Annotated in this window: 21 protein-coding genes; 9 read left to right on the forward strand and 12 right to left on the reverse strand. The window is 61.8% G+C overall.

Going from position 1 to position 24,770, the window contains the following annotated elements; translation table 11 throughout:
- Positions 1–15 precede the first annotated feature (15 nt).
- The 8 genes from ACVWWQ_RS16075 to mobI form a co-directional block, all read right to left on the reverse strand.
- Entirely contained in the window at positions 16–1,437 is a 1,422-nt protein-coding gene (locus ACVWWQ_RS16075) for an HlyD family type I secretion periplasmic adaptor subunit (RefSeq protein WP_133952316.1), read from the reverse strand.
- A gap of 3 nt (positions 1,438–1,440) precedes the next feature.
- Entirely contained in the window at positions 1,441–3,576 is a 2,136-nt protein-coding gene (locus ACVWWQ_RS16080; RefSeq protein WP_457383490.1) for a type I secretion system permease/ATPase, read from the reverse strand.
- A 457-nt stretch (positions 3,577–4,033) separates the two neighbouring features.
- Positions 4,034–4,948, reverse strand: a complete 915-nt coding sequence (rocF, locus tag ACVWWQ_RS16085; protein ID WP_133952314.1) for an arginase — start codon at positions 4,946–4,948, stop codon at positions 4,034–4,036.
- A gap of 792 nt (positions 4,949–5,740) precedes the next feature.
- Positions 5,741–5,983 carry a hypothetical protein gene (locus ACVWWQ_RS16090; protein WP_133952312.1) on the reverse strand — a complete coding sequence of 81 codons (243 nt, stop codon included), beginning with the start codon at positions 5,981–5,983 and terminating at the stop codon, positions 5,741–5,743.
- A 360-nt stretch (positions 5,984–6,343) separates the two neighbouring features.
- On the reverse strand, positions 6,344–7,252 hold the full coding sequence (locus tag ACVWWQ_RS16095) for a tyrosine-type recombinase/integrase (RefSeq protein WP_457383469.1): 909 nt from the start codon (positions 7,250–7,252) through the stop codon (positions 6,344–6,346).
- Positions 7,253–7,299: 47 nt separating this feature from the next.
- A complete protein-coding gene (locus ACVWWQ_RS16100; protein ID WP_133952308.1) occupies positions 7,300–7,569 on the reverse strand; it encodes a DUF4224 domain-containing protein in 270 nt (89 codons plus the stop codon).
- A complete protein-coding gene (locus tag ACVWWQ_RS16105; RefSeq protein ID WP_133952306.1) occupies positions 7,566–8,441 on the reverse strand; it encodes a hypothetical protein in 876 nt (291 codons plus the stop codon). Before ACVWWQ_RS16105 ends, ACVWWQ_RS16100 begins: the two co-directional genes overlap by 4 nt.
- Positions 8,442–8,665: 224 nt before the next feature.
- Positions 8,666–9,292 (reverse strand): conjugative transfer protein MobI(A/C), encoded by a 627-nt coding sequence (mobI, locus tag ACVWWQ_RS16110; protein WP_133952304.1) that lies wholly within the window; start codon positions 9,290–9,292, stop codon positions 8,666–8,668.
- Positions 9,293–9,465: 173 nt separating this feature from the next.
- On the opposite strand from mobI, the gene ACVWWQ_RS16115 reads away from it, so the two are divergent.
- Genes ACVWWQ_RS16115 through ACVWWQ_RS16130 form a run of 4 tightly spaced genes read left to right on the forward strand, consistent with a single transcriptional unit; the run spans position 9,466 to position 17,823 of the window.
- Positions 9,466–11,484 carry an HsdM family class I SAM-dependent methyltransferase gene (locus ACVWWQ_RS16115; RefSeq protein ID WP_133952302.1) on the forward strand — a complete coding sequence of 673 codons (2,019 nt, stop codon included), beginning with the start codon at positions 9,466–9,468 and terminating at the stop codon, positions 11,482–11,484.
- A complete protein-coding gene (locus ACVWWQ_RS16120) occupies positions 11,481–13,358 on the forward strand; it encodes an ATP-binding protein (RefSeq protein ID WP_133952300.1) in 1,878 nt (625 codons plus the stop codon). The genes ACVWWQ_RS16115 and ACVWWQ_RS16120 overlap by 4 nt, the downstream gene beginning before the upstream one ends.
- The gene (locus tag ACVWWQ_RS16125) at positions 13,355–14,602 is read left to right on the forward strand and encodes a restriction endonuclease subunit S (protein WP_133952298.1); all 1,248 of its coding nucleotides are present in this window, start codon (positions 13,355–13,357) and stop codon (positions 14,600–14,602) included. Before ACVWWQ_RS16120 ends, ACVWWQ_RS16125 begins: the two co-directional genes overlap by 4 nt.
- Complete coding sequence (locus ACVWWQ_RS16130) at positions 14,599–17,823, forward strand: DEAD/DEAH box helicase family protein (RefSeq protein WP_133952296.1); 3,225 nt, start codon at positions 14,599–14,601, stop codon at positions 17,821–17,823. The genes ACVWWQ_RS16125 and ACVWWQ_RS16130 overlap by 4 nt, the downstream gene beginning before the upstream one ends.
- A 144-nt stretch (positions 17,824–17,967) precedes the next feature.
- Here the strand turns inward: ACVWWQ_RS16130 and ACVWWQ_RS16135 are convergent, their stop codons facing one another.
- The 4 genes from ACVWWQ_RS16135 to arsH all read right to left on the reverse strand — a co-directional run bounded on the left by ACVWWQ_RS16135 (position 17,968) and on the right by arsH (position 21,113).
- Entirely contained in the window at positions 17,968–18,426 is a 459-nt protein-coding gene (locus tag ACVWWQ_RS16135) for a hypothetical protein (protein ID WP_133952294.1), read from the reverse strand.
- Positions 18,399–19,277: a DUF6731 family protein gene (locus ACVWWQ_RS16140; RefSeq protein WP_133952292.1), complete on the reverse strand. Its 879-nt coding sequence runs from the start codon at positions 19,275–19,277 to the stop codon at positions 18,399–18,401. Before ACVWWQ_RS16140 ends, ACVWWQ_RS16135 begins: the two co-directional genes overlap by 28 nt.
- Positions 19,278–19,902: 625 nt before the next feature.
- On the reverse strand, positions 19,903–20,307 hold the full coding sequence (arsC, locus tag ACVWWQ_RS16145; protein ID WP_133952290.1) for an arsenate reductase (glutaredoxin): 405 nt from the start codon (positions 20,305–20,307) through the stop codon (positions 19,903–19,905).
- A 20-nt stretch (positions 20,308–20,327) separates the two neighbouring features.
- On the reverse strand, positions 20,328–21,113 hold the full coding sequence (gene arsH, locus ACVWWQ_RS16150) for an arsenical resistance protein ArsH (protein WP_133952288.1): 786 nt from the start codon (positions 21,111–21,113) through the stop codon (positions 20,328–20,330).
- 71 nt (positions 21,114–21,184) lie between these two features.
- On the opposite strand from arsH, the gene ACVWWQ_RS16155 reads away from it, so the two are divergent.
- The 5 genes from ACVWWQ_RS16155 to ACVWWQ_RS16175 all read left to right on the forward strand — a co-directional run bounded on the left by ACVWWQ_RS16155 (position 21,185) and on the right by ACVWWQ_RS16175 (position 24,769).
- Complete coding sequence (locus ACVWWQ_RS16155; RefSeq protein ID WP_133952286.1) at positions 21,185–21,694, forward strand: arsenate reductase ArsC; 510 nt, start codon at positions 21,185–21,187, stop codon at positions 21,692–21,694.
- Positions 21,691–22,779 (forward strand): ACR3 family arsenite efflux transporter, encoded by a 1,089-nt coding sequence (gene arsB, locus ACVWWQ_RS16160; RefSeq protein ID WP_133952284.1) that lies wholly within the window; start codon positions 21,691–21,693, stop codon positions 22,777–22,779. The genes ACVWWQ_RS16155 and arsB overlap by 4 nt, the downstream gene beginning before the upstream one ends.
- 13 nt (positions 22,780–22,792) lie before the next feature.
- Complete coding sequence (locus ACVWWQ_RS16165; RefSeq protein WP_133952282.1) at positions 22,793–23,305, forward strand: arsenate reductase ArsC; 513 nt, start codon at positions 22,793–22,795, stop codon at positions 23,303–23,305.
- A gap of 73 nt (positions 23,306–23,378) precedes the next feature.
- Positions 23,379–23,747: a metalloregulator ArsR/SmtB family transcription factor gene (locus ACVWWQ_RS16170; protein ID WP_133952280.1), complete on the forward strand. Its 369-nt coding sequence runs from the start codon at positions 23,379–23,381 to the stop codon at positions 23,745–23,747.
- Positions 23,748–23,878: 131 nt separating this feature from the next.
- Complete coding sequence (locus ACVWWQ_RS16175; protein WP_133952278.1) at positions 23,879–24,769, forward strand: AbiU2 domain-containing protein; 891 nt, start codon at positions 23,879–23,881, stop codon at positions 24,767–24,769.
- Position 24,770: the final 1 nt, after the last annotated feature.

Below are 24,770 nucleotides of genomic sequence, written 5' to 3' on the forward strand. Positions count from 1 at the left end.
GACCTGTTTGTACCCTCAACGTTCCCGCATTGACTCGTCCACGCCCTTCCGCAACGGATCAAGGATGTACTCAATCACCCGCCGCTTCCCCGTTTTGATTTCCGCCGTAAGCGCCATGCCCGAAGTCAGGCGAATCTTGACGCCGTCGACCAGCAGTTCCGTCTTCTTCATCTTCACCCGAGCCTGGTAGATCAAGCCGAGTTTCTCGTCCTGGATCGCATCGTGCGAAACACTCTCCACGACACCTTCGATGTAGCCATAGCGCGTATACGGAAAGCTCTCGACCTTGATCGTGGCGCGCTGACCGGGACGCACGAAACCGATGTCCTGGTTGAGCACGGTGGCTTCCACTTCCAGCGATTCGTTTTCGGGCACGACGGAGAGCAACGGCTGGGCGGGGGTGACCACGCCACCGACGGTGTGTACGGCCAACTGCTGCACGGTGCCGGTCACCGGTGCACGTAGCTGCATAAGCGCATTGCGCTGGGCTGTCCGGGCCACTTCCGGCTCGAACTGCTGGATTTGTTCGCGCGCCTGGCGCAATTCGTCGAGAAGCTGACGGCGGGTGTCGGTGACGGTGACGGACAACTCTTCCCTGGCCCCGGTGATCGCCGAATGCAGCTCGGCACGACGGCTTTGCTGCCCGGCGAGGTCGCGCTCGGCGCTGATGCGCTCCTGCTTGCGTTGCAGATAGTCCTGCTTCGGAATGTAGCTCTTGTCCAGCAGCTTCTCGTAGTCCGCCACGCGGGTACGCGAGATGGCGAGGTATTGCTGCAGCGGCACGATGGCCGACTCGACCGTGCGCAGCTCGGCCTGTTTCTGCGCCACCATCGCTTCGAGACTTTGCTTCTTGGCGGCAAAGGCGGCGTATTCGCTGAGCGCGAGACGTTGAGTGGCTTCAAAGCGCTGCGCGGGCAGATCACTGTCGCGCTCCATCGCCGGCGGTTTGCCGCTGTCGATCGCCTGCACCAGGGCCGCGGATCGCGCTGCGGCAAGCCGGGCACTGATCAGCGACTCGCCGGCCTTCTGGCTGTCCGCGGTAGTCGCAGTGGCGTCCAGCTCGATCAGCAGGTCGCCTTGCTTCACCGCTTGACCATCGTGCACCAGAATGCGCCGTACCACGGCCGTCTCAGCCGGCTGGACGATCTTGGTGCGGCTGCTGGTCACCGTCTTTCCCGGCGCGACGGCGACCACGTCGAGCTTGCCGAAGCAGGCCCAGAGCAGGGCCACGCAGAACAGACCCATGATGATCCACACGCTGGCGCGCGGCGCCGGCGACAGTGGGGTTTCGGTGAGTTCCAGATGAGCCGGCAGGAAGGCCAGCTCGTCGCGCGTGCGCGGGATCGGTTCCAGCGCGCGGCGCTCCGCCCACGCGGCTCGAAAGACCTGCGCATAGCGTCGCAGCACGTCACCGATGGCGACCAGTCGATTCGTCATGGATCAGCCCTGCTGCAGCTGGGAAAGGTGTGCGAAATGCCCGTCGGGGCGCTTCAGCAATTCATCGGGCGCGCCGGTTTCCACGATGCGCCCCTTGTCGACGACGACGATGCGGTTGGCGTGACGCACGGTGGAAAGGCGGTGGGCAATGATCAGCACCGTGCGGCCCTGGCAGATGGAACGCATGTTGGCCATCACCGCGCGCTCGGACTCGTAATCGAGCGCACTGGTGGCTTCGTCGAAAATGAGGATGCGTGGATCGGCCACCAGTGCGCGGGCGATCGCGATGCGTTGGCGCTGGCCACCGGACAGGCTGGCGCCGTGTTCGCCGACGATGGTGTCGTAACCTTGCGGAAGCTCCACGATGAACTCGTGGGCACCAGCCAGTTCGGCTGCCTGGATCACCCGCTCCAGCGGCATGCCGGGATCGATCAGCGCGATGTTCTCGCGCACACTGCGATTGAACAGGAAGTTTTCCTGCAGCACGACACCCAGCTGACGCCGAAGCCACGCCGGATCGGCCAGTGCCAGGTCCGTGCCATCCACCAGGATCCGACCGCGTTCGGGCACGTACAGCCGCTGCACCAGCTTGGTCAGCGTGCTCTTGCCGGAACCGGAACGCCCAACGATGCCAACCACCTCACCCGGCTGAATGTCCAGGTTGATCCCGGCCAGCACTTCGGCGGTATCCGGGCGATATCGGAAGCTGAGGTTTTCAAACGTGATCCGGCCCTGGATCGGCGGCAAGGCCATCCGGCTGCCGCGGGCCTCGGTGCGCGTATTGAGGATGTCGCCCATTCGCTCCATCGAAATGCCGACTTGCTGGAAGTCTTGCCACAACTGCGCCAGGCGCACGATGGGCGTGGATACCTGGCCGGACAACATGGTGAAAGCGATCAGCTGGCCGACCGACAACGTACCGTCGATGACCATTTGCGCGCCCCAGTACAGCACCGCCACGCCGACCAGTTTCTGCAGCAGTTGCACGCCCTGCTGGCCGATGTTGGCCAGATGGGTGACTCGAAAACCGGCACTGACATAGCCGGCCAACTGGTTGTCCCAAGTGCGCACCATGCGCGGGTCCACGGCCAGCGCCTTGACCGTGCCGATACCGGCAATGGTCTCGACCAGAAACGACTGGTTGTCCGCACTGCGCACGAATTTCTCGTTGAGTCGCGCGCGCAGGGTCGGCGTGATGGCGGCCGACCAGATCGCATACAACGGCAGCGAGATCACCACGATCAAGGTCAACCAGCCGCTGTAGAAGAACATCACGGTGAGGAACACGAACGTGAACAACAGGTCCAGTACCGAGGTCAGCGTTTGCCCGGTGAGGAAGTTGCGGATGTTCTCCAGCTCGCGCACGCGGGCAATGGTGTCGCCGACGCGGCGCGACTCGAAGTAGGCCAGCGGCAAGGCCAGGATGTGGCGGAACAGCCGCGCGCCCAGCTCCACATCGATGCGGCTGGTGGTGTGGGCGAACACATAAGTGCGCAGCCCCGCCAGCACCACGTTGAACAAGGTGATCACCACCAGGCCGATGGTGATCACCGTCAGCGTGGTCATCGCGTGGTGCACCAGCACCTTGTCCATCACCACCTGGAAGAACAGCGGCGTGACCAGCGCGAACAACTGCAGGAAGAACGACACCAGCAGCACTTCAAGCAGCAGCTTGCGGTACTTCACCACCGCCGGAATGAACCAGCTGAAATCGAACTTGGCCAGCTCGGCGACCATCGATGCACGCGAGGCCACTGTCAGCAGTCGGCCGTGATAGCGCGCCACGAATTCCTCACGCGACAGGATGCACGGGCGCTGCAGTTCGAGGTCGTGGATCAGGACTTTTTCGGCATCCACCTTCGCGACGACAAATGCGGTGCCATCGCCCCGCAACGCCAGCGCGGGCAAGGCTACCCGGTCAAGCCGCTCGGCGGGTTGCGTGGTGATCTTCGCCTTGAGACCGAGCTTTTTCGCCGCCAGCAGCAGCGCGGTCTCGGCGAAAGGCTCCGACCCGCAGCCTGCGTCATGACGCAACTGCGCGGCATCGGCGGCAATACCGTGGAACTGGGCCAACAAAACCAGGCCATGCAGCGGCTGGTCTTCCATCGAGTCCGCTGTCACGGGCTCGTCTGGTGACATATCCGCCCGATCGGCCACTTCCATCACTGCATCCATGTGAATTCCACTTCCTGAAACGACGCACGCGCCATTCGGCGCCATGCAGACGTGTTCGATGAATCGTGCAGCGCGCAGATCACTTCGCGGACACGCAGCATTTCGTCTTTGAACCCCCACCCCGTCGACGCCCGCAACTTTTTACGACCGTCGAGGCCGCGCATGCTACAGCAGAAGCTCGCTGGCTTGTGCTGACTTGCATCACGACAACCGCAACTTCGTGCGAAAGCGCAGGAATCTGCCTACAGCGTTGACCCGTGTGGTGTCAGCACGTCCTGTCGTGGCGCCTCAGGCCAACATGGCTGGCTGCGTCCGCAGCGCAGACAATGCCGCCCGCTACCACTGCGATGCCCAAGGGGCGAGGTCGATGTGGTGCACAGCCGCGCGCGGCCAGCGCGCGGTAGATGTCTCAAGACCGGTGTCAGCGGATCAGCGTGGATTTGCCGAACAGGGATTCGACCAGATCCACCGCCAGTTTGGCGGTCGCGTTGCGCTTGTCGTAGGCGGGATTGAGTTCGACGATGTCCAGCGACGCCATGCGTCCGGTATCGGCGATCATTTCCATGCACAGTTGCGCCTCGCGGTAATTCGGACCGCCCCGCACCGTGGTACCGACCCCTGGTGCAATGCTGGGGTCGAGGAAGTCGACATCGAAGCTCACGTGCAGATGGGTGTTGTCGTCCATGTCGGCGAGAACCTCTTCCATCACCCGCTTCATGCCGACCTCGTCGATATGACGCATGTCGTGCACGCGCATGTTCGCACCACGCACCATGCGCTTCTCGCCCTCATCGACGGAACGGATGCCGATATAGCGGAATACATCCGGCGTGGTAGCCGGCGAGGTTCCACCGATGCCGGTCAGCTCGTCCGGTCCGGTACCGCACAGGCAGGCCACGGGCATGCCGTGAATATTCCCGGTAGGGGTAGCATCGGAAGTGTTGAAATCGGTATGCGCATCCAGCCACAGCACGCGCAACTGTTTGCCTTCGTCGCGGCAGTGCCGTGCCACGGCGGAAATCGAACCGATCGCGAGGCAATGATCGCCACCAAGCATGATCGGCACACGGCCGGCCTGAAGCTCCTGATGAACGGCCGTATGGACGGCCGTATTCCAGGCCGCCACCTCGCCCAGGTGGCGATAGCCATGCTCGGGTGGCAGCCACGGATTGAGCGGTCCTTGCAGATTTCCTCGATCAATCACCTTGAGCCCACGGCGCTCGAGACGGCTGGCAAGATTTGCCACGCGCAACGCCTCCGGACCCATCGAGGCTCCACGATGACCCGCCCCGATATCGGTGGGTACGCCAATCAATGAAATGGTTTTGTTGTCCATGATTCGTCCTTGCCTGCATGCTTTCAGGCGGCCGCGCACCAGATTCGTCGCGGGCCGCAGATGTCGGTCGGGCGGGCAAAAAGCGGGGCAGGAAACCACCGTCCCGCATGTATCGCCGCCATCCCTTCGGGAGGGATTCTCGCAGCGCGAATTCACCGCGAATCAGGCAGGAGTCTACCGGAACGACTGTATGGAAGTCGTCCATGCCCGCCGCGTTGGCACGCCGCAGCAAGGCGCCCGATCAGCCCCACAAAGAGCACATGAATGCCCGAACCGCATCAAACCGTCGTTCGATCAACCGGTTTGATAGCACCCGTATCCGGCATGGATGACGTCCTGCGGGGGGCGATCAGCTCTGATCCGCCTGGCGCGTGCGTTCCAGTTCGTCCTCGCGTCGAGATCGCGCGGAAGAACACCAGCAAACCAGGTCGGCCCCCCGGCCTTCTGGCGACCCGCTCTCGGCCGAATGATGACGTGTGTTCGGAAACAGTTTCGCCAGAAGCATCCCTGCAAACAGCGACAATTCCCGCCAGACGGCGGAATGTGCAGTAAGCGTTTGCATTTGATTTTCCCCGACTGCCCCTGTGCAGCCGTGGCTTGATCCTAGCAAAATTTCAGGCCGCGCACTGACAGGCATCGAAACAATCGACAAGGCGCTGCCGGCCTTCAGGCGACAGATGCCACCGAACGTTTCGCGCGCGAGAAGACACCACCCAAGGAGACAGCCCTGGCCGCAGCGGACCTTTCTGGAGCGCTCGGTTTGATGGCGCAGGCACAAGCCGCGCCATGCCGCTAACCCAGGCCTTCCGTCTCCGGGTGCGGCACCTTTCCGTAGATGGCAAGAATGACCGGGCGCGAATACTCGCCGCGATCAACATCCGCAGACTGGGCATAGACCAGAACGCCTTCACAATCAGCGGCCAGGCACTCACCGCGAACACGGGCCAGCGCCTCCATCCCGTGGAGGATCGGCTTGTCGGACACCATTTCCCCGCTCACCTCGTGATAGCCCTGCACCACATAAAGCGTCCCCATGGATGGCCCTCGCGCCATACGAAAGGCAGGAGGTTGCGTGGCGACATGTGGAGAGACCGCGAAGATGACGTCGAGCCGTCGTGCAGGTTAAGTCAGCAGCAAGCTTTCTCGACACGACTCGGCGGAAGCCGGTGGCCGGAAACGACAAGGGCCGCCCGAGGAGCAGCCCTTGTCGTTTGCTGATTGGTGCCGGCACCAGGAGTCGAACCCGGGACCTACTGATTACAAATCAGGCGACCGAGCCGGCGCAAGCCCGCGAATCTACACCAGAATCAAGCATTCGGCGAGTTCCACTATTCCGATTTTTGATGCCCTCGCAACCCGCATTCCTGCGTGTCAATGGTCGTCAAAGTGGATCGACTACCGGACCGGCTTCACCGGGTCGGCGAGCACGTGATAGTGCCGCTGCGTGACACGCGCGTCGTTGTGGCCCAGCAGCGCCTGGGCATGGCCAAGAGGAAGGTCTGAGCCGGCCTTGCGGCGCAGATCGTGCATCGTGACGTTAGCTACGCCCGAGCGCGTCCGGATGCGCGCCCATGTCGATTCTGCGCCGTCCAGGGTGTACGGGCCGCGCCGTCCGCGGAACAGCGCCTGAGTACCTGTGCGTGAGCCTGCGGCCGCATCCCATACCGTGCGCAACTCCTCGCTCCACTCCACGAAGCGTGGCTTCTTTGTCTTGCCTTCCTCCCAGGAGATGCCGCCGTCGCTGGCTGCCGTGAGCAGCAGTGTGATCGCGTCGCCAACGCGCATGCCAGTGAGGTAGATGAATCGTATCAACAGGTCGAAGGGCGGCCCCGCGGCCAGTATCAGGGCGGCCATTTCTTCATCGGTCACGTATCGACGGCGCGGCGCTTCGGTATTGCGCACCCGCATGCCGCTGGCCGGATTGCTGCCGCGATAGCCGATGTTTGCCGCGAAGGTGTAAACAGCGCGCAGCAAGTCGCGCTCGCGGTTGCCGGCAACATTGCCGCGCCTGCGCAGGTAGGTGTAGACCTGTGCCTGCGTGACATCCTCCAACCGCATCGCACCGAACACCGCGCCCAACGTGACTGCCTGGCGACGGTAGTCGACCAACGTCTTTGCCGATAGTCGATCCGCGCGATCATCCAGGTAGTGTGCAATGGCGTCTGCCACGGTCAGAGTGGGGCGATTCTTCTTTCCTTCCAGTTGCGCCCACTGCTGCAGGGCTTCACCGTAATCCTTGCCCAGCGGTTTCCAGACTTGCCGCCCATCGATGCGCGCAAGGTAGTAGTACGACCCCTTCCTCATCATGAGATGCTGCGGAAGGTGCGTTTGGCACTGACGTTTACGACCCATCAGACGGCACCCATGGCGTTCCAGTTCGGCTGGTCGCGCGCTCGCTCGGACCGTTCGCGATGGCGAAGCACAGCGGATCGTTCCACCAATGGTCGTCCCGCGAAATTTTCACGGAAGGGAATACCCATCTTCGCCAGCCGCAAGCATTGCGTGCTTCGGCGGCTACATTCGGTCAGCTCGGCCACTTCATCGGGAGTGAGCCAGACAGACTGCTCGCGACCGACCTTCCCTGCTTCGTTCCCGGTTGTCCTTGTACGGATCTGCCTCATGGGGAGCCATCCTTGTTCCGACTTCCGTGCTTGGCGATCGCTTTGGCCCGCTCCCGATCGCGCTCGTCGTCGGTGAAGCGTCCATACCTGTGCATTTGCTCGATGTAGCGCATTTCGCTTTGCAGCGGAGTCTCGATGGGATCCTTCATGCTGGTGCCACGATGACCGCGGTTCGCGGCCCCTAAATCCTTGCGCGCCTTGATGTTGCTTTGGATGGCGGCTTCGACCTGGCCCGGGTACGACTTGCCCGCGAGTAGCTGAGCTACCGCTGCAGCGACATCCTCAGGTTCGTACGTGGCAGCGATCCGCTCGGCATCTGCCACTTCATCCGCGCACCAGCACACCATTCCGTGGAGGACTCGTTTGACCTTGGATTTCTGCATGCCCGCAGCAGCAGGCGGAGCAGGTTCGCGCTCGCGTGCGATGCTGCTGCGTGAAGTAGTAATACGTGGAGTAGGACTACGTGTATCCCCGGCCTGCCCATCCATGGTTCCACCATTCCCGGTTTCTGGGGGGATGGTTTTCGCGTTCGCCGGGTCCATCGGGATTTCATAGATGTGGTGTTGCCACTCCCACTTGCCCTCGGGCGTTCGCAATTTGACCGCGCGATAGTACCCCTGTGCCTCCAGCTCCCTGCGCACACTGACCCACTTGGCTTCGGTGATGTGCATCGCCCGTTGCACGTGGGCGATGTAGATCGTCCACCGCGGGCGGGCAGCCAGCGCCCGCAGGAAGATGCGGACCAGCCGCGCGGCAGGCGAGAGAGGCCGCTCCGGGTCGTACTCGACCATCGCAACGGGAGCAATCACGTAGGGCTCGGGTGTATCCGGTCGGTGATAGTGGACATGGGTAGCCGGGGATGACTTAGCCATGTGCCACCTCCGGCATCCAAAGGGTCATTGCAGCGAGGATGTAGGTCTGATCCATGGCATTTCCGCCCGTCCTTGAGGCTACGTTGTTGGTCAGCGAGGAAAAATTCCGTCGAGTTTTGCTATCGCGCCATGGGCGGCGATTGATGCCCCGTAGCTCGATCGGTCGATGCGTGTCACTGATAAGCCCGATAACTCAAACCGCTGGTCGAAGCACATTCAGGGCGCTATACGCCTGCGTCGCCACGCGACTGACGAAGCGGCGGTGGTGTCGGCATGATGCCCGGGGGCGATGCCTCGTCCGGCTGGGCAGCGGCAGGTGAGCGGTTTCCTCCCGAAGCGGCGGATCTCGACGGTGAGTCCGCCAGCCGCTGCAAGGTGTGCAGGAGCGCCGCTATTTTCGAAATTTCGCGAAACGATCGGCGCAAGCGGGCCGCACGGGTCTCGATGTCGATGACGAGATCCAGCTCCCACGCCCGCGCATGCTTGAGCAGGCTGGGCAGCGAATAGGACAGATCCAGTCGCTTGCCGCGCGCCAAGTAGCGCAGATGGGTTCGGCGCGGTTCCAAGCCGAACCGATACCGGCCATGATTGACCTTGCACCAATACAGCTCGTTGGACCCCTTGTGCTTGCGCGTGCGGAGCAGCAGAGGGGCATAGTGCCTAGCCAACTTGGTCTCCACGCCTACGTGACGGGCGGTGGCCTGGATACTCCGCTGCTGGAGTTCGGCGCGCTGGCTCAGGTATTCGTCGCACAGGGCCTGAGCCATCGAGACAAACATCTCTCGCAACGCCAGGGTGTCGGCGTAGAGCATCGCCGCAACAGCGCGCGGGTCGTTGTGTTCGTGGGTCATTGGTAGCTCCTTGCTGTAGTTGTGGGGAGAAAGGCTAGCCGTCCGCAATCAATTCGCGCGGGCAAAAACCCCCCGTTTCGAATCGAGTTTCGGGGTATTGGGGTCGCAGCTTTCCTTGACCCACTGGGTGCACTCGCTATGCTCCAAGCTTTGCCGGTGGGTTGGAGAGTCGGATGGCGGAGTGGAGCGGGTCGGCGGCGTCGCTGGCGGATTTCATCTGGAAGAACGCCGAGGATCTGTGGGGCGACTTCAAGCACACGGATTTCGGCAAGGTCATTCTGCCGTTCACCCTGCTGCGTCGCCTGGAGTGCGTGCTGGAGCCCACGCGGCGCAAGGTGGCGGAGGCCAGCGGCGAATACCAGGGCAGCGGCATCGATGTGGATCTGATCCAGCGCCAGGTCACCGGCTACCCGTTCTACAACACCTCCAGCTACACCCTGGCCACGCTGGGCAGCACCAAGACCCGGCAGAACCTGCAGGATTATGTAGCGCGGTTCTCGGCCAACGCGCGCGCCATCTTCGAGCAGTTCGACTTCACCAACACGGTGGTGCGTCTGGACAAGGCGGGGCTGCTGTACAAGATCTGCCAGAACTTCGCTGGCATCGACCTGCACCCGAACGTCGTGCCCGACCGGGTGATGAGCAACCTGTACGAGCACTTGATCCGGCGCTTCGGCGCCGCGGTGAACGAAGGCGCGGAAGACTTCATGACCCCGCGCGACGTGGTGCACCTGGCCACCACCTTGCTGCTCGACCCGGACGACGCGCTGTTCGAGGCGCAGCCCGGCCTGATCCGCACCCTGTACGACCCTGCCTGCGGCACCGGCGGCTTCCTGTCCGACGCGATGAACCACATGGCGGACTACGGCAGCCGCTACAAGGTGCCACCGGTGCTGGTGCCGCATGGCCAGGAACTGGAGCCCGAGACGCACGCGGTCTGCCTCACCGGCATGCTGCTGCGTACCCTGCCTACCGACCCGGGACGCGACCTGTCGCGCAATATCAAGCTGGGCAGCACGCTCTCCAACGACCAGTTCGCCGGTGAGCGCTTTCACTACGGACTCGCCAATCCGCCGTTCGGCAAGAAGTGGGAGAAAGACCAGAAAGCGGTCGAGACCGAGCACAAGGAGCGCGGCCATGCCGGCCGCTTCGGGCCAGGCCTGCCACGCATCAACGACGGCTCGATGCTGTTCCTGTTGCACCTGGCCAGCAAGCTGGAGCGAGTGGAGAAAGGTGGTGGCCGTGCGGCGATCGTGCTGTCCGGCTCGCCACTGTTCAACGGCGGTGCCGGCTCGGGCGAGTCGGAGATCCGCCGCTGGCTGCTGGAACACGACTTGGTCGAGGCCATCGTGGCGCTGCCGACGGAGATTTTCTTCCGCACCGGCATCGGCACCTATCTGTGGATCCTGTCCAACAAAAAGCCCAAGACGCGCAAACACAAGGTGCAGCTGATCAACGCCACCAGCCTGTGGACGTCGATCAAGAACGAGGGCAACAAGCGGCGCAAGCTCAGCGACGAACAGATTCGCCAAATTGCGGACATCTACGCGGCCGCCGAAACCGGCGAGCTGAGTCGCATGCTGGACTACCGCACCTTCGGCTACCGCCGCATCCGGGTGCTGCGGCCGTTGCGCATGCGCCTGCACATCAATAGCGAGACGCTGGCCAGGCTTCGCCAGGACAAGGCGTGGGGCAAGCTGACTGTCGCCCAGCAGGAAGCGTGGGAAGCCGCGTTGCAACCCCACCACGGCGACAGCAAGTCGTTCGACTGGCTGGAAACCCTGGTGATGGAAGCCGTCGAAGGGCACCCCGCCATCGGCAAGGTCAGCAAGACGCTGCTCAAGGCGATGCTCAAAGCCTTCGGCCTGCGCGACCCGGAAGGCGAGCCCGCGCAGGATGCCGACGGCCAGTCCGTCGCCGACAGCGAGCTGACCGACTACGAGAACGTGCCGCTCGCCGAAAGCATCGAGGACTACTTCACCCGCGAGGTGCTGCCGCACGGGCCCGATGCCTGGATCGACGATGGCTTCCGCGACGAGCAGGATGGCGAAATTGGCCGCGTCGGCTACGAGATCAACTTCAATCGCTACTTCTATCAGTACCTGCCGCCGCGCCGGCTGGAAGACATCGACGCCGACCTGAAGCAGGTGGAAGCGGAGATTGCGGTGTTGCTAGGCGAGGTGACTGAATGAGTGCCGCCGATTACCTCCTGATGCTGAACACGCTCGACGAGAACGAGCGCCTGGAAGCCAAGCGCGGAAGTGAAATCGGGCCGGCCGTATTGGAAACCATCTGCGCGTTCGCCAACGAACCCGGCCTGCAGGGCGGCACCCTGGTACTCGGCGTTGTGCGCGACGAAACCGACCTGTTCTCGGCCTATACCGTGGAGGGCGTTGCGCATCCGGACAAGCTCAGCGCCGATCTGGCAACGCAATGCCGCGAACAGTTCAACGTGCCGGTGCGCGTGCAGATCGCGAACGAATCGCTTGGCGACAAGGTGGTTCTGGTGGTCACGGTGCCAGAGGCACCGCCCGCCGACAAACCCATCTTTCTGAAAAGCCGCAACCTGCCGCGCGGTGCCTACCGGCGCATCGGCAGCACCGACCAGCAATGCACGGAAGACGACCTGCTTGCGCTGTACCAAGGTCGGCAGATCGAAAGCTACGACGGCATCGCCGTGCCGGACGCGGTGCCGGAGGATTTTTCCCCCGAAGCCATTGCCGACTACCGCCGCACCCGCGCCGAGGCCAATGCCGACGCCGAGGAACTGCGCTGGAGCGACGACGAGTTGCTCGAATCCATCGGCTGCACCCGTCGCCTTGCCGGCGACCAGCACCCTACCGTGGCCGGGATGATGCTATTCGGCAAACCGCAGGCCTTGCGCCGCCTGTATCCCATGACCCGGATCGACTATATCCGCGTGCCCGGCAAGGAATGGATACCCGATCCGGAGCGGCGTTTCGACTCTGTGGAAATTCGCGACTACCTGTTCCGCGCCATTCGCCGCGCGTTGTCGGCGGTGCTCGACGACCTGCCCAAGGCGTTCGGCTTGGCCGAAGGGGAAGCACAGCGCACCGACAAACCGCTGATCCCGCAGCGCGTCCTGCGCGAAGGCATTGTCAACGCCGTCATGCACCGCAGCTACCGGTCGCACAGCCCGGTGCAGATCATCCGCTATTCGAACCGCATCGAAATCCACAATCCCGGACATTCGCTCAAATCGCCCGAGCATCTGGGCGAGCCGGGTTCCGTGCCACGCAATCCCCGCATCGCCGCCGTGTTGCTGGACACGCGTTTCGCGGAAACCAAGGGCAGCGGCATCCGCGTCATGCGCGAGATGATGGTGGACGCGGGGCTGGAACCGCCGCTGTTCGAATCCCTGCGCAGCAACGACAGCTTCGTCGCGCGCTACTACTTCCAGCACTTCCTCAGCGAGGAAGCCATCCAGTGGCTCAGCCGTTTCCGCGACCTGCACCTGTCGGATGAGGAAGCGCGCGCGCTGGTGGCGGTGCGCGAGCAAGGTGCCATCGACAACGCCATGTACCGCGAACTCAACCGCGTGGACACCATCGGAGCGAGCCAATCTCTTCGCCGGCTGCGCGATGCCGGGTTGCTGGAGCAGAAGGGGCGCGGTTCGGCGACCTACTATGAACCGACCTCATGGCTGCTGGCGGGGGACGAAACGGGATCTGAAGCTGCGTCTCCCTTGCCTAGCAACCTCGGGCCCTTGTCTAGCAACCCTCCATCCTTGTCTAGCAACCCGCAGGCCTTGTCCAGCAACCCCCTTTGGCAGGCGCTACCTGCCCCGTTGCAGCAATTGGTAGCTGGCCTGGGTCAGCGTGCTTCACCCGACAAGGTGCGCGAGGCCTTGGTGGCCTTGTGTCGACATCGGCCCTGGCAGGCTTCGGAGCTGGCTGAGCTGTTTGACCGCAACGCCGACTACCTCGGCACGCAGTACCTGCGTCCGCTGGTCAATGCCGGTGTGCTCGCCTATACCCGACCGGATCAACCCAACCATCCGCTGCAGGCCTACCGGGCTACCGATACGGATGAGACTGCGCTATGAGCCACTACCGGCGCTATCCGGCGTACAAGGATTCCGGGGTCGAGTGGCTTGGGGAGGTGCCGGAGCATTGGCAAATAACCTCTCTGAAGCGGGCGGTTGTACTTCAGCGTGGGCACGATCTCCCCGACACTGACCGGCGCACGGGCAACGTGCCGGTGGTGTCCTCTGCCGGCGTCATCGGCACTCACGACATTGCGATGGCTCGGGCACCCGGTGTCGTGACCGGACGTTATGGCTCCATCGGTCAGTTCACCTTTGTCGAAGAGGATTATTGGCCGCTCAACACTGCGCTCTTCTCTGTCGAGTTCCACAAGAACGAGCCACGGTACATCTGGTACTTGCTGCAGAGCCTCTCTGACCTGTTCATTCTGTACTCCACGAAGTCAGCCATCCCAGGCATCGACCGCAATGACGTGCATCTGATTGATGTTGCATTTCCCGAGAGGTCTGAGCAACACACGATTGCCGCCATGCTCGACAGTGAGACCGCCCGCATCGACGCGCTGATCGCAAAAAAGGTGCACTTCATCAAGCTGCTCAAGGAAAAGCGCCAGGCGCTGATCACCCGCGCCGTCACCAAGGGTCTCGAACCGACGGTGAAGATGAAGGATTCCGGTGTGGAGTGGATCGGCGAGGTGCCTGGGCATTGGCGCGTCGAGCGCTTGGCTACGTTGTACCGGGAAGCAATCCGTCCGGGCGATCCGCAGTTACCGGTACTTTCGATTTCGATCCACGATGGCATCAGCGACGAAGAGCTTGCACCGGAAGACCGCGAGCGGCAGGTGTACCAGATCGAAGATCGCACCAAGTACAAGCGGGTGAAGCCCAACGATCTTGCTTACAACATGATGCGTGCTTGGCAAGGCGCGTTCGGGGCGGTGCAAGTGGAGGGTTTGGTCAGTCCTGCCTACGTCGTCGCAGAACCCTGTGGCGACATCAACTCAGCCTATGTCGAGCAGGTGCTACGCACGCCGATGGCCGTGGAAGAGATGCGCCGCTACTCACGCGGTATCGCTGATTTTCGGATGCGACTGTATTGGGAGTATTTCCGCGACTTGAAAGTGTGTATCCCTTCGGTTGCGGAGCAAGAGACCATCTTGTCTGCGATCACGGTCGCAACGACGCGCATCGACTCACTCACGGCCAAGACCGAACACAGCATCACCCTCCTCAAAGAACGCCGTGCCGCCCTGATCACCGCCGCCGTCACCGGCCAGATCGACCTACGCAAGGAAACCGCATGAACGGCGACACCGCGCATCGGGAAAAGTATTTCGAGGCCTATATCGTCGACCAGCTCCGCAAGCAGGGCTGGCTAGTAGGCGACACGAAGCACTACGACACCGAGCACGCACTGTATCCGGATGACCTGGTCGCCTGGCTGGAGGCGACCCAGCCTGAGAAGTGGGCGAAGCTGTGCAAGGACTACGCCGCCGACCCGCGCGGCGCGCTGATGGATCGGCTGACCAAGGTGCTGGAAAAGGACGGCACCGTGCAGGTGTTGCGCCGCGGTTTCGCTATCGCCGGCTGCGGCCACCTCGATCTCTCCGAGGCCGCGCCGGAAGACCAGCGCAATGCCGAGGTGCTGAAGCGCTACGCGGCCAACATCCTGCGCGTGGTGCCGCAGTTGAAATATCACCCGGCACGCGAGCTGGCGATCGACCTGGTGTTCTTCATCAACGGCCTGCCGGTGGCGACGGTGGAGGTGAAGACCGACTTCACCCAGTCGTCCGACGCGGCGGTGGAGCAGTACAAAATCGACCGACTGCCGTTCGACGCCAGGACCAAGCGCCGCGAACCGCTGCTGACGTTCAAGCGCGGCGCGGTGGTGCACTTTGCCATGTCCGATTCGGACATCCGCATGGCCACCAAGCTAGATGGCGAGAACAGCTATTTCCTGCCGTTCAACCTCGGCCACGATGGCCACGCGGGCAACCCGCCGCGCACGGATGGCGAATACCCGGTGGCGTATTTCTGGGAGCGGGTATGCCAGCGCGACGCCTGGCTGCGTATCTTCCACAGCTTCGTCTACGTGGAGAAGAAGGACGTCTGCGACCTGTACGGACAGTGGTCGAAGAAGGAAACCCTGATCTTTCCGCGCTTCCACCAGTGGGACGCGGTGAACGCGATGATCGCCGACGCCAAGGTCAACGGTGCCGGCCTGCCGTACCTGTGCGAGCACAGCGCGGGCTCGGGCAAAACCAGTACCATCGCCTGGACGGCACACGACCTGATCAAGCTGCGGCGCGACGACGGCGAGGCGATCTTCGACAGCGTGGTGATTGTCACCGACCGTACCGTGCTGGACAGCCAGTTGCAGGATGCGGTGAAGCAGATCGACCACCAGTTCGGGGTGATCGCCGCCATCGACCGGCAGAAGTCGTCCAAATCCAAGAGCAAGCAACTCGCCGAGGCGCTGATTGCCGGCACGCCGATCATCGTGGTGACGATCCAGACCTTTCCCTACGCGATGGAGGCCATCGTCACCGAGCCCAAGCTGCGGGACAAGCACTTCGCCGTGATCATCGACGAGGCCCATGCCTCGCAGACCGGCAGCAACGCCAGCAAGCTGCAGGCGGCGCTGTCGCTGGGCAGCCGTGGCGATATGGCCGGCATGAGCGTGGAGGAGCTGCTGGAGCAGTTGCAGAAGTCGCGCGTGCGGCCGAAGAACCTCAGCCACTTTGCTTTCACGGCCACGCCCAAGCACTCCACCTTCATGCTGTTCGGGCGCACCCAGGACGGCGGCAAGCCGAGCAAGGATGACCTGCCACAAGCCTTCCACAAGTACCCGATGCGCCAGGCCATCGAGGAGGAGTTCATCCTCGACGTGCTGCAGGGCTATGTGCCGTACAAGACCGCTTTCAACCTGGCCAAGCGGATGGAGGACGCCAAGCGTGTCAGCGGCAAGGCGGCCAAACGGGCACTGGCCCAGTGGATGGCGCTGCACCCCACCAATGTGACCCAGAAGGTGCAGTTCATCCTGGAGCACTTCAGCGCCCAGGTGGCACCGCTGCTGGACGGCAAGGCCAAGGCGATGGTGGTGACCAGCTCGCGCGCCGCGGCGGTGCGCTACAAGAAGGGCTTTGACGGCTACATCTCCAAACACCCGCAGTACGCGGGTATCCGCTCACTGGTGGCGTTCTCCGGCAAGCTCACCGGCAAGCAGGTGATGCACGCCGAGGACGAACGCCTCAAGGGTGATGTGTTCGTGGTGGACGAACAGGAGGATTTCTCCGAGGCCACCATGAATCCCGGGGTGACCGGCGACCTCGCCAAGGCGTTCGAGCAAGACGCGTACCGCGTGATGCTGGTGGCCGACAAGTTCCAGACCGGTTTCGACCAGCCCAGGCTGGTGGCGATGTACATCGACAAGAAGATCGCCAACGATGTGGAGATCGTGCAGACGCTGTCGCGGCTCAACCGCAAGGCCCCGGGCAAGGACCGAACCTTCGTGGTCGACTTCATCAACGACCCGGTGGCGGTGCGTGCAGCCTTCGCCAAATACGACGCCGGCGCGGTGATCGAGGAGGTGCAAGATCCCAACGTGGTCTACGAGATCAAGGCGCAACTCGACCGGCCCGGATTCTACGAGGCCGACGATCTGGAAGCCTTCAAGCAGGCGCGCTTCAAGACCATCCGCGACATCACGCAGGCGAAGGCCCTGCAGCACAAGGCGTTGTTTGCGGCCACCGAGCGTCCCACCCGCCGCTACAACGAAAACGTGAAGGCCATGCGCGAGACGCTGGCCAACTGGGAGCAGGCCTACGAGAAGGCACGCGCCCGAGGCGACGAGTCGGCCATGAAATCCGCCGAACACCAGCGGCAGGCGTGTGCCGAGCAACTCGCTGCCGTCACCGCCTTCAAGAGCGGCTTGGGCCGTTTCGTGCGCACCTACGGTTACATCGCCCAGTTGCTCGACCTGGGGGATGCGGAGCTGGAAAATTTCGCCGCGTTCGCCAAGCTGCTGCAGAACCGGCTGGATGGCGTGCCGCCGGATCAAGTGGATTTGCGCGGACTGTTGCTGTCCGGCTTCGATATCAAACTGCGCCCGGGCGAGACGACGATGGACGAGGATACGCCCGTGCTCAAGCCGATCGGCCCCGGCGGCGGCACAGGACGGGATGACCAGCTCTATCTCAAGGAACTCATTGAGCGGCTCAACCTTCTGTTCGGCGATGCCACGCCTCTGCGCGACCAGGCGGCGTTCGTGAACCACATTGCCTCAATTACCAAGGAGAGTGCGGTCGTCGCAGCGCAGGTGGAGAACAACAACCGCGAGCAGGCGCTCAAGGGCAACCTGCCCGGTGCCGTGCAACAGGCGGTGGTGCGAGCGATGGGTTCGCACCAGAAGCTCGCCACTCAGGTGCTCAAGGCCGACCGGCAGGGTATGGCGGCGCTGACCGACCTGATCTACGAGCTGCTCCGCCACGGGCGGTCCATCGACCTGGATGACTTGGGGGCGTGACGACAGTGACTGCGATCTAGAGCCGACAATGACATCGTGTCCGACAGGCCACTCCGGTTGGGTCAAGCTCCAGGTGGACCACATCGGTAACGGCACCAAGCATCCGAGTTCTCGGAGCCAGAGGCGGCTTACAAACAAGAAGTACTACTTGCGCTGGATCGACAGCAAGGACGTCCCAATTCGGGTCACGCGATAGATGCTGGCGATCGAAAACGTCGTGACACCAATCAATGCGACGCGAGCCCACATGGCATTGGGTGAATAGAACGCCGCGATCGCCACCAAGCACATGGCAAAGCTACCACCCAGTGCCTCAGCAAGGTAGCGGCGTAGATCCTGGAAGTAGCCGCTGTCCTTCAATCGCCCGTAGGTTTGGTCGCTCATGCCATACAGCAGGGTGTTAAGCGTGGCCATGAAACCGGTGAACACGCCGCCGAGCGACAACACTGCGGAGAAGAACGCGCTTGCGTCAGTGCGTGGCATTGCAATCCATCCGCGACGTTCGAACAGCGCGACCGCGAATGCCGACGTCACAGCCAGCACCCAAGGTGCCAGTTGCTCGCGACGCAGAGGGGTCAGCCATTTTTGATGCGTGCGGCCCATTTGCCATATGCCCTACGAAGCGCCTTGAATCGATCCTCGACGGCCAGTCGTCGGCCCTCGCCAGGTTTGATGTTTTCGGAGCAAACAAGTTTCTCGTTGATCAAATCCACCACTTCAACTTGCCCGTCCGGGGTCTCACGGCCTGCGACCACGGCAGAGATGACGGAACCGTTCCCTTGCAGCCATCGAAGCAATTTCTTGGCACCTTTGAGATTACGTTCCCGATCATGACCCACCGAGATCACGAGCTTCATGCGCGTTGCATCGAGTTCGGCGGCGGCATCGGCCATGGCACCGAGGGCATTACCGTTTTTCCGGTCATCAGCCGAAAGCTGCGTGACATCTACACCGATTTCGAAACGCTTCAAGTATTTCTGATTCTTAAATCGCTGCTCGGCATCGGCGTCCAGGACGACGTTGAACTCGTAGACGTTGACCTCACCCTCAAGGTACTCAGAGAAGAAGGTCTCCATCGCCTTCGGCCGCACACCGAAGTGGTTGTACTGCACCAGTAGGCAGCCGTGGTCAGGTACATAAAGGGCGGCAGACTCCTCGCCGAAGAACTCGTCGGCGGCGATGTCCAGATCTTCGACCAAAGTGTTGCGCTTCGCTTTGCCAGGGCCATGCGTATCGCGAAGACGGGTGAAATCGAGTAGCCATAGTCTCGGCGTCTTGCCGTCGGCCGACAACTTTTCGATGACGTCGAGGCGAACCCCGGTGGCTCCGACAGTTCGTATCCGATCTTGGAGTGGATCGAGTTCTATCGCGTCGATCATCGCTTCCAAGGAACGACCATTAGCCGTCGTGTTGCCCACCTTGAATAGGTGAATGTGTACTGTCGCTTGATCCATGCATGTCCCCTTATCGTGTAAAGAGACGTGGCGAATAGCATCTTCGACAACGGCAACAGCCCTGTCCCCTGCGTAGAGCATACCCCACTCACAACCCCCGAACCCCACAAAGGGCATGAGGAAGCACTCATACACTGCTTCTACGAGAACGTCAGGAAGCACAAGGTCAACGGGCGCGAAATTCGCGAAGGCGAGCCTGAGTGCATTCTATGTCGAAAATCAGCCACCCGTTATGTTCGAAACCAGCCACCCGTAAAGCATCAAACCTCAATCCCGTATTGCTCCAAACCCGCCGCTCGTAATGTTCAAACCCACCACCCGTAATGCCGTGGTGCCGCCCACCCCTCATTCATTCAGAGAACAGTTGCCATGAAGAGGTGTTGACGAGTGGATGCTGGAAGGTGCACCGCCACTCCCTATTGGTCGAACTTGTTCTTCATCCGTTTTCACATCGGCTCACCCAACAGCGGCACACGCACTGAACCGGACACAAGCCGATCAAGAATTGCATCGGTCACTGTGGGGTTCCTTCAGCGCTGATCTTTACTGGGGAAGAAAGGTAGCAAGTTGACGCGCTGCACACCGAAGTGAGGCATGCGGTATCCGTAGTCAGCACAGCCCGCAGCTAGCCACGACCAACAACGATCTCCCCATCTTCTTTTGTGAAGGGATTGGTGATCGGCGGGAGGATGTCGAGCACGACTTCCGAGGGCCTGCAAAGCCGTGTACCACGTGGTGTGACTACAAAGGGACGATTGATCAGGATTGGATATTTCAACATGGCATTAATAATGATGTCATCGGTGATGCCAGCCTCGCCCAGCCCCAGATCAACGAAAGGAGTTCCTTTCTCACGCAAGGCTTCGCGTGGCTTGAGCATGGCTTCATCGATGAGCCTTATCAATTGTTCGCGACTCGGTGGTGTCTTGAGATATTCGATCACTGTAGGCTCGATACCGGCATAGCGGATCAGGGCCAGCGTATTGCGCGAGGTGCCGCAATCCGGGTTGTGATAGATCGTGGCGGTCATCGGTGTCACCGTACTCATCGTCAGCAGGCTCCACTGGCGCAGCAGCTTGTCTTGACCGGCTCCACTACAACCGGAGCCGGCGCAGCCACTTCGGTCACGCCTGCCGCTACTGACAAAGCTTGCGCCTCAGCCGCACCTTTGCGCTCGCTGTAACGGTCGACCAGGTAATCACTGCGATCGCGCACCATCAGGGTGAATTTGAATAGTTCCTCCATGACGTCCACGACGCGATCGTAAAACGGCGATGGCTTCATCCGACCCGCATCATCGAACTCCTGCCAAGCTTTGGCGACGGACGACTGGTTCGGGATGACCACCATACGCATCCACCGGCCAAGCACACGCAACGCGTTTACGACGTTGAAGGACTGCGAGCCACCGCTGACCTGCATGACCGCCAAGGTGCGCCCTTGTGTCGGCCGCACGCTGCCTTCTTCCAGTGGCAGCCAGTCGATCTGATTCTTGAAGACGGCTGTCACCGAACCATGACGCTCCGGGCTGACCCAGACCTGACCCTCCGACCACAAGGACAGCGAACGCAGCTCCTGCACTTTGGGATGCGTGTTGGGCACGCTGTCCAGAATGGGCAACTCATGCGGATCGAACACGCGAGTTTCCGCGCCGAACTGGCGCAGGATGCGCTCGGCCTCCAAGGCCAACTTGCGACTGAACGACTGCGGGCGCAGTGACCCATACAGGATCAGGATGCGCGGCGGATGGCCGGAGCTTGCCGGTAGCGCCAATTTGGCCAAGCTGGGGGTATCCAGTACATCGGCGGCAATGTGGGGCAGATCCTGAATCGTCATGAACACGGTCCTGTTGCTTTGATTAAATGATTCTATCATTATGGAAATATAGAATCCAATCCGAGACCGTCATGCATCCGTGCCGCGTTCTGTTCATCTGCACGGGCAATTCCGCCCGCAGCATCCTGTCCGAAGCGACCCTCAACCATTTGGGCAAAGGCCGCTTCGAAGCCTTCAGCGCGGGCAGCCAGCCGACCGGCCGCGTCAACCCCTATGCGATCGACGAGCTCAAGGCCCTCGGCATACCCACCGAAGGACTCAGCAGCAAGTCCTGGGATCGCTTCGCGGGGGAAGGTGCGCCGCCGCTGGATATCGTCATCACGGTCTGCGACAACGCAGCGAATGAGACGTGCCCGGTGCTGTTCGGCGATTTTGTGAAGACCCACTGGGGCCAGCCCGATCCGGCGGCAGCCCACGGTGAAGGTGCCGCGATTGAAGCCTTCCGGCTTGCCCACACGCTCGTGCTTTATCGAGTCAACGCGTTGCTGAACCTGCCGGTGGAAACGATGAGCCGGGACGAGTTGAAGTTGGCCCTTGATCAGATCGGCACCATCACCGACGCCGAAGAGGAACACGCATGAACCAGTTGTCTGCTGAAGTGGTCGACGCCGGTCCGGATACGGCCAGTGGCAGCCGCATAGGCTTCTTCGAACGCTATCTCACGGTCTGGGTCTTGCTGTGCATCGTGGCGGGCACGGTCCTGGGTCACTGGCTACCGAACACCTTTGAAACCTTGGGGGGCATGCAAGTCGCTCAGGTCAATCTGCCGGTCGCCGTGCTCATCTGGCTGATGATCATTCCGATGCTGCTGAAGATTGATTTCAGCGCGCTCGGTGGCGTGCGCCAGCAATGGAAAGGCATTGGCGTCACACTCTTCATCAATTGGGCCGTCAAACCGTTCTCGATGGCGCTGCTGGGATGGATATTCATCCGCCATGTCTTCGCCGGCTACCTGCCTGCCGATCAGCTCGACTCCTACATTGCCGGTTTGATCCTGCTGGCCGCGGCACCGTGCACGGCGATGGTGTTTGTGTGGAGCAACCTCTGCCACGGTGAACCGAACTTCACGCTGAGCCAGGTCGCCTTGAACGACACGATCATGGTGGTCGCGTTCGCGCCCATCGTCGCGCTGCTGCTGGGCATTTCTTCGATCACGGTGCCGTGGAACACGCTGCTGTTGTCGGTGTTGCTCTATATCGTGGTGCCGGTGGCCATCAGCGTGGCGCTTCGCCGCTGGGTGCTTTCACGAGGTGGCGAGGCGCGGTTGCAGAAACTGCTCCAACGGCTGGGCCCGGCCTCCCTGTTTGCGCTGCTGGCCACCCTCGTGCTGCTGTTCGGTTTCCAGGGCCAGCAGATCCTGGCCCAGCCGGCGGTGATTGCCATGTTGGCCGTGCCGATCCTAATCCAGGTGTATTTCAACTCGGGATTGGCCTACGTGCTCAACCGTCGGTTCGGGGTGCCCCATTGCGTGGCCGGGCCCTCGGCGCTGATCGGTGCCAGCAATTTCTTCGAGTTGGCTGTCGCCACGGCGGTGGGTCTGTTCGGCGTGCACTCCGGCGCCGCGCTGGCCACCGTGGTCGGCGTCCTGATCGAAGTGCCGGTGATGTTGTCGGTGGTGCGCATCGTCAACGGCAGCAAGCGTTGGTATGAATCACAGCAGGCTTGATCGGAGCATCCTCATGCAAGGTCACTACAACGTGTTGTTCGTGTGCACCGGCAACTCGGCGCGCAGCATTCTGGCCGAAGCGACCGTGCATCACTTTGGCCGCGATCGCTTTTATGGCTACAGCGCTGGAAGTCAGCCCAAAGGTTTCATCTACCCCCAGACGCTGGACGTGCTTAAGGCCGTTGATCTTCCCAGCGACGGGCTGCGCAGCAAGAGCTGGGCGGAGTTCACGACACCAGATGCCCCGGTGATGGATTTCGTGATCACCGTGTGTGACCAGGTGGCCGGCGAGGTTTGTCCCGCGTGGCCGGGTGCGCCGATCACTGCGCACTGGAGCATCCCTGATCCGGCGAAGGCGCAAGGCGATGAGGCCACCGTTTACAGAGCCTTTGTGCTGGCCCGGAACCTTTTGCAGCAACGGATCAGCCTGTTGCTCAATTTGAACGTGGTGGCCCTGGATCGGCTCGCGCTGTCCAGTCGGCTCGATGCGATGGGAAAGGCATCCAGCAACGACACGGCCGCTTGATCCGATGTTGCGCACTGGCATTACACTGCCCACGAAGATCACCGCACACCGTTCTGAAACGGTCACCCCCACCATGCAGACCAAACAAGCCCTCACGATCCTTTCGGCGCTCGCTCAGGAGTCACGGTTGGCGGTCTATCGGCTGCTGATTGAGCACGCCCCAGACGGTCTGGCCGCGAGTGTGATTGCCGAGAAGCTGGGGCTGGCCAATGCCACGCTTTCGTTTCATCTGAAGGAGCTGTCGCATGCCGGTCTTGTGACCAGCGAACAGAGTGGGCGTTTCATCTATTACGCCCCGGTGATCGAGGCGATGAACGACCTGATCGGCTATCTCACGGATCATTGCTGCAGTCAGTCCGACGGAAGCTGTGGCGTCGGCAAGACTTCGTGCAAGCCGTCAGTGGCCGCCGCCAAATCGCGGCGTAAGGTCCAAACAACCTAATACGCGCGTGATGGCGCCGACCATCGACAGACATAGTGATATTGTCGGCCAACTGCTGGGAAATCCGGCTGACCACACGCGAGCCCAAGCCTGGGCAGCCGCTCCATGAGAGGCCAGCAGTATCATGGCCCATGGCCTCTAAAACCATCTCTGTCGCCGACGATAGCGAGTTCAACGCTCTCATCCAGGCACTCGCTCGGGATGTGGTCGACGCGCACATTTTCTGGGATCAGCACAACGCACTTCTGGTCCAGCTGGAGAAGTGGCCGGAGGTGCAAACCGAGGGCTGGCCCTTCTGGCATTACACGCTGCAAGCGTATCGTCGGACGGCACTGGCGAGCTTGGCGCGCGTGTTCGACCAGGAGCAAAGCGCGCTTCACTTGCGCTCGTGGCTCACCAGTATCCGCGAGCACCTGCATCTCTTTGGAAAAGATGCGGTTATGAAACGACGTCCCGGGGACCCGTTTGTGCAGTGGATGAACTCAGATGCAGCGGTGCCGGACCCCATTGTGCTCGACCAGGACATCAAGTCGTGTTCGAAGTCCGACCCGGATGTCACGGCCCTGTTTGTGTACCGCCACAACGTGCTGGCACACCGAGGTGCCAAACTCTCCAAACAAGGCGAATCGGCAAAACTGCCCGAGTTGTTCGTTGAACAAATCGAGCGGTTGCTGAGTCGCGCCCATGACATCCTGAATCGATACAGTTACCTGTTTGATGCCTCGTTCTTCAGCATGACCCCATTGGGGCATGACGCGGTGGAGCGTGTGTTCGAGGGGATGCAGCGTGATCTCGATCGTCACAAGGCTGACATCGCTGCACAAGTCGCCGCCGTCGAGACCAAACGCTTGGACTTTGAATGCCAAATGCAGCTCATCAACGACACGGCCGATGGCCGTGAAGATGAGGCCAGCAAAGATCGTAAAGCCCTTGCGACGCGCTTTGGCTACACCATCGATTCCGATGGGCACATCACGGGTGTTGTGTTGTGGACGAATCCGGCCAAACACACGGGGGCTTAAA

The organism is Rhodanobacter sp. TND4EL1 (assembly GCF_054061035.1).

Excerpts from the sequence above, each read along its gene's own strand:
- ACVWWQ_RS16165 (WP_133952282.1), top strand. The coding sequence starts at position 22,793 with ATGCAAGGTCACTACAACGTGTTGTTCGTGTGCACCGGCAACTCGGCG.
- ACVWWQ_RS16155 (WP_133952286.1), top strand. The coding sequence starts at position 21,185 with ATGCATCCGTGCCGCGTTCTGTTCATCTGCACGGGCAATTCCGCCCGC.
- ACVWWQ_RS16115 (WP_133952302.1), top strand. The coding sequence starts at position 9,466 with ATGGCGGAGTGGAGCGGGTCGGCGGCGTCGCTGGCGGATTTCATCTGG.
- ACVWWQ_RS16175 (WP_133952278.1), top strand. The coding sequence starts at position 23,879 with ATGGCCTCTAAAACCATCTCTGTCGCCGACGATAGCGAGTTCAACGCT.
- arsH (WP_133952288.1), bottom strand. The coding sequence starts at position 21,113 with ATGACGATTCAGGATCTGCCCCACATTGCCGCCGATGTACTGGATACC.
- rocF (WP_133952314.1), bottom strand. The coding sequence starts at position 4,948 with ATGGACAACAAAACCATTTCATTGATTGGCGTACCCACCGATATCGGG.
- ACVWWQ_RS16100 (WP_133952308.1), bottom strand. The coding sequence starts at position 7,569 with ATGAGGCAGATCCGTACAAGGACAACCGGGAACGAAGCAGGGAAGGTC.
- ACVWWQ_RS16105 (WP_133952306.1), bottom strand. The coding sequence starts at position 8,441 with ATGGCTAAGTCATCCCCGGCTACCCATGTCCACTATCACCGACCGGAT.
- ACVWWQ_RS16090 (WP_133952312.1), bottom strand. The coding sequence starts at position 5,983 with ATGGGGACGCTTTATGTGGTGCAGGGCTATCACGAGGTGAGCGGGGAA.
- ACVWWQ_RS16130 (WP_133952296.1), top strand. The coding sequence starts at position 14,599 with ATGAACGGCGACACCGCGCATCGGGAAAAGTATTTCGAGGCCTATATC.
- ACVWWQ_RS16135 (WP_133952294.1), bottom strand. The coding sequence starts at position 18,426 with ATGGGCCGCACGCATCAAAAATGGCTGACCCCTCTGCGTCGCGAGCAA.
- arsB (WP_133952284.1), top strand. The coding sequence starts at position 21,691 with ATGAACCAGTTGTCTGCTGAAGTGGTCGACGCCGGTCCGGATACGGCC.
- ACVWWQ_RS16095 (WP_457383469.1), bottom strand. The coding sequence starts at position 7,252 with ATGAGGAAGGGGTCGTACTACTACCTTGCGCGCATCGATGGGCGGCAA.
- arsC (WP_133952290.1), bottom strand. The coding sequence starts at position 20,307 with ATGACCGCCACGATCTATCACAACCCGGATTGCGGCACCTCGCGCAAT.
- ACVWWQ_RS16080 (WP_457383490.1), bottom strand. The coding sequence starts at position 3,576 with ATGTCACCAGACGAGCCCGTGACAGCGGACTCGATGGAAGACCAGCCG.
- ACVWWQ_RS16075 (WP_133952316.1), bottom strand. The coding sequence starts at position 1,437 with ATGACGAATCGACTGGTCGCCATCGGTGACGTGCTGCGACGCTATGCG.
- ACVWWQ_RS16170 (WP_133952280.1), top strand. The coding sequence starts at position 23,379 with ATGCAGACCAAACAAGCCCTCACGATCCTTTCGGCGCTCGCTCAGGAG.
- ACVWWQ_RS16140 (WP_133952292.1), bottom strand. The coding sequence starts at position 19,277 with ATGGATCAAGCGACAGTACACATTCACCTATTCAAGGTGGGCAACACG.
- ACVWWQ_RS16125 (WP_133952298.1), top strand. The coding sequence starts at position 13,355 with ATGAGCCACTACCGGCGCTATCCGGCGTACAAGGATTCCGGGGTCGAG.
- mobI (WP_133952304.1), bottom strand. The coding sequence starts at position 9,292 with ATGACCCACGAACACAACGACCCGCGCGCTGTTGCGGCGATGCTCTAC.
- ACVWWQ_RS16120 (WP_133952300.1), top strand. The coding sequence starts at position 11,481 with ATGAGTGCCGCCGATTACCTCCTGATGCTGAACACGCTCGACGAGAAC.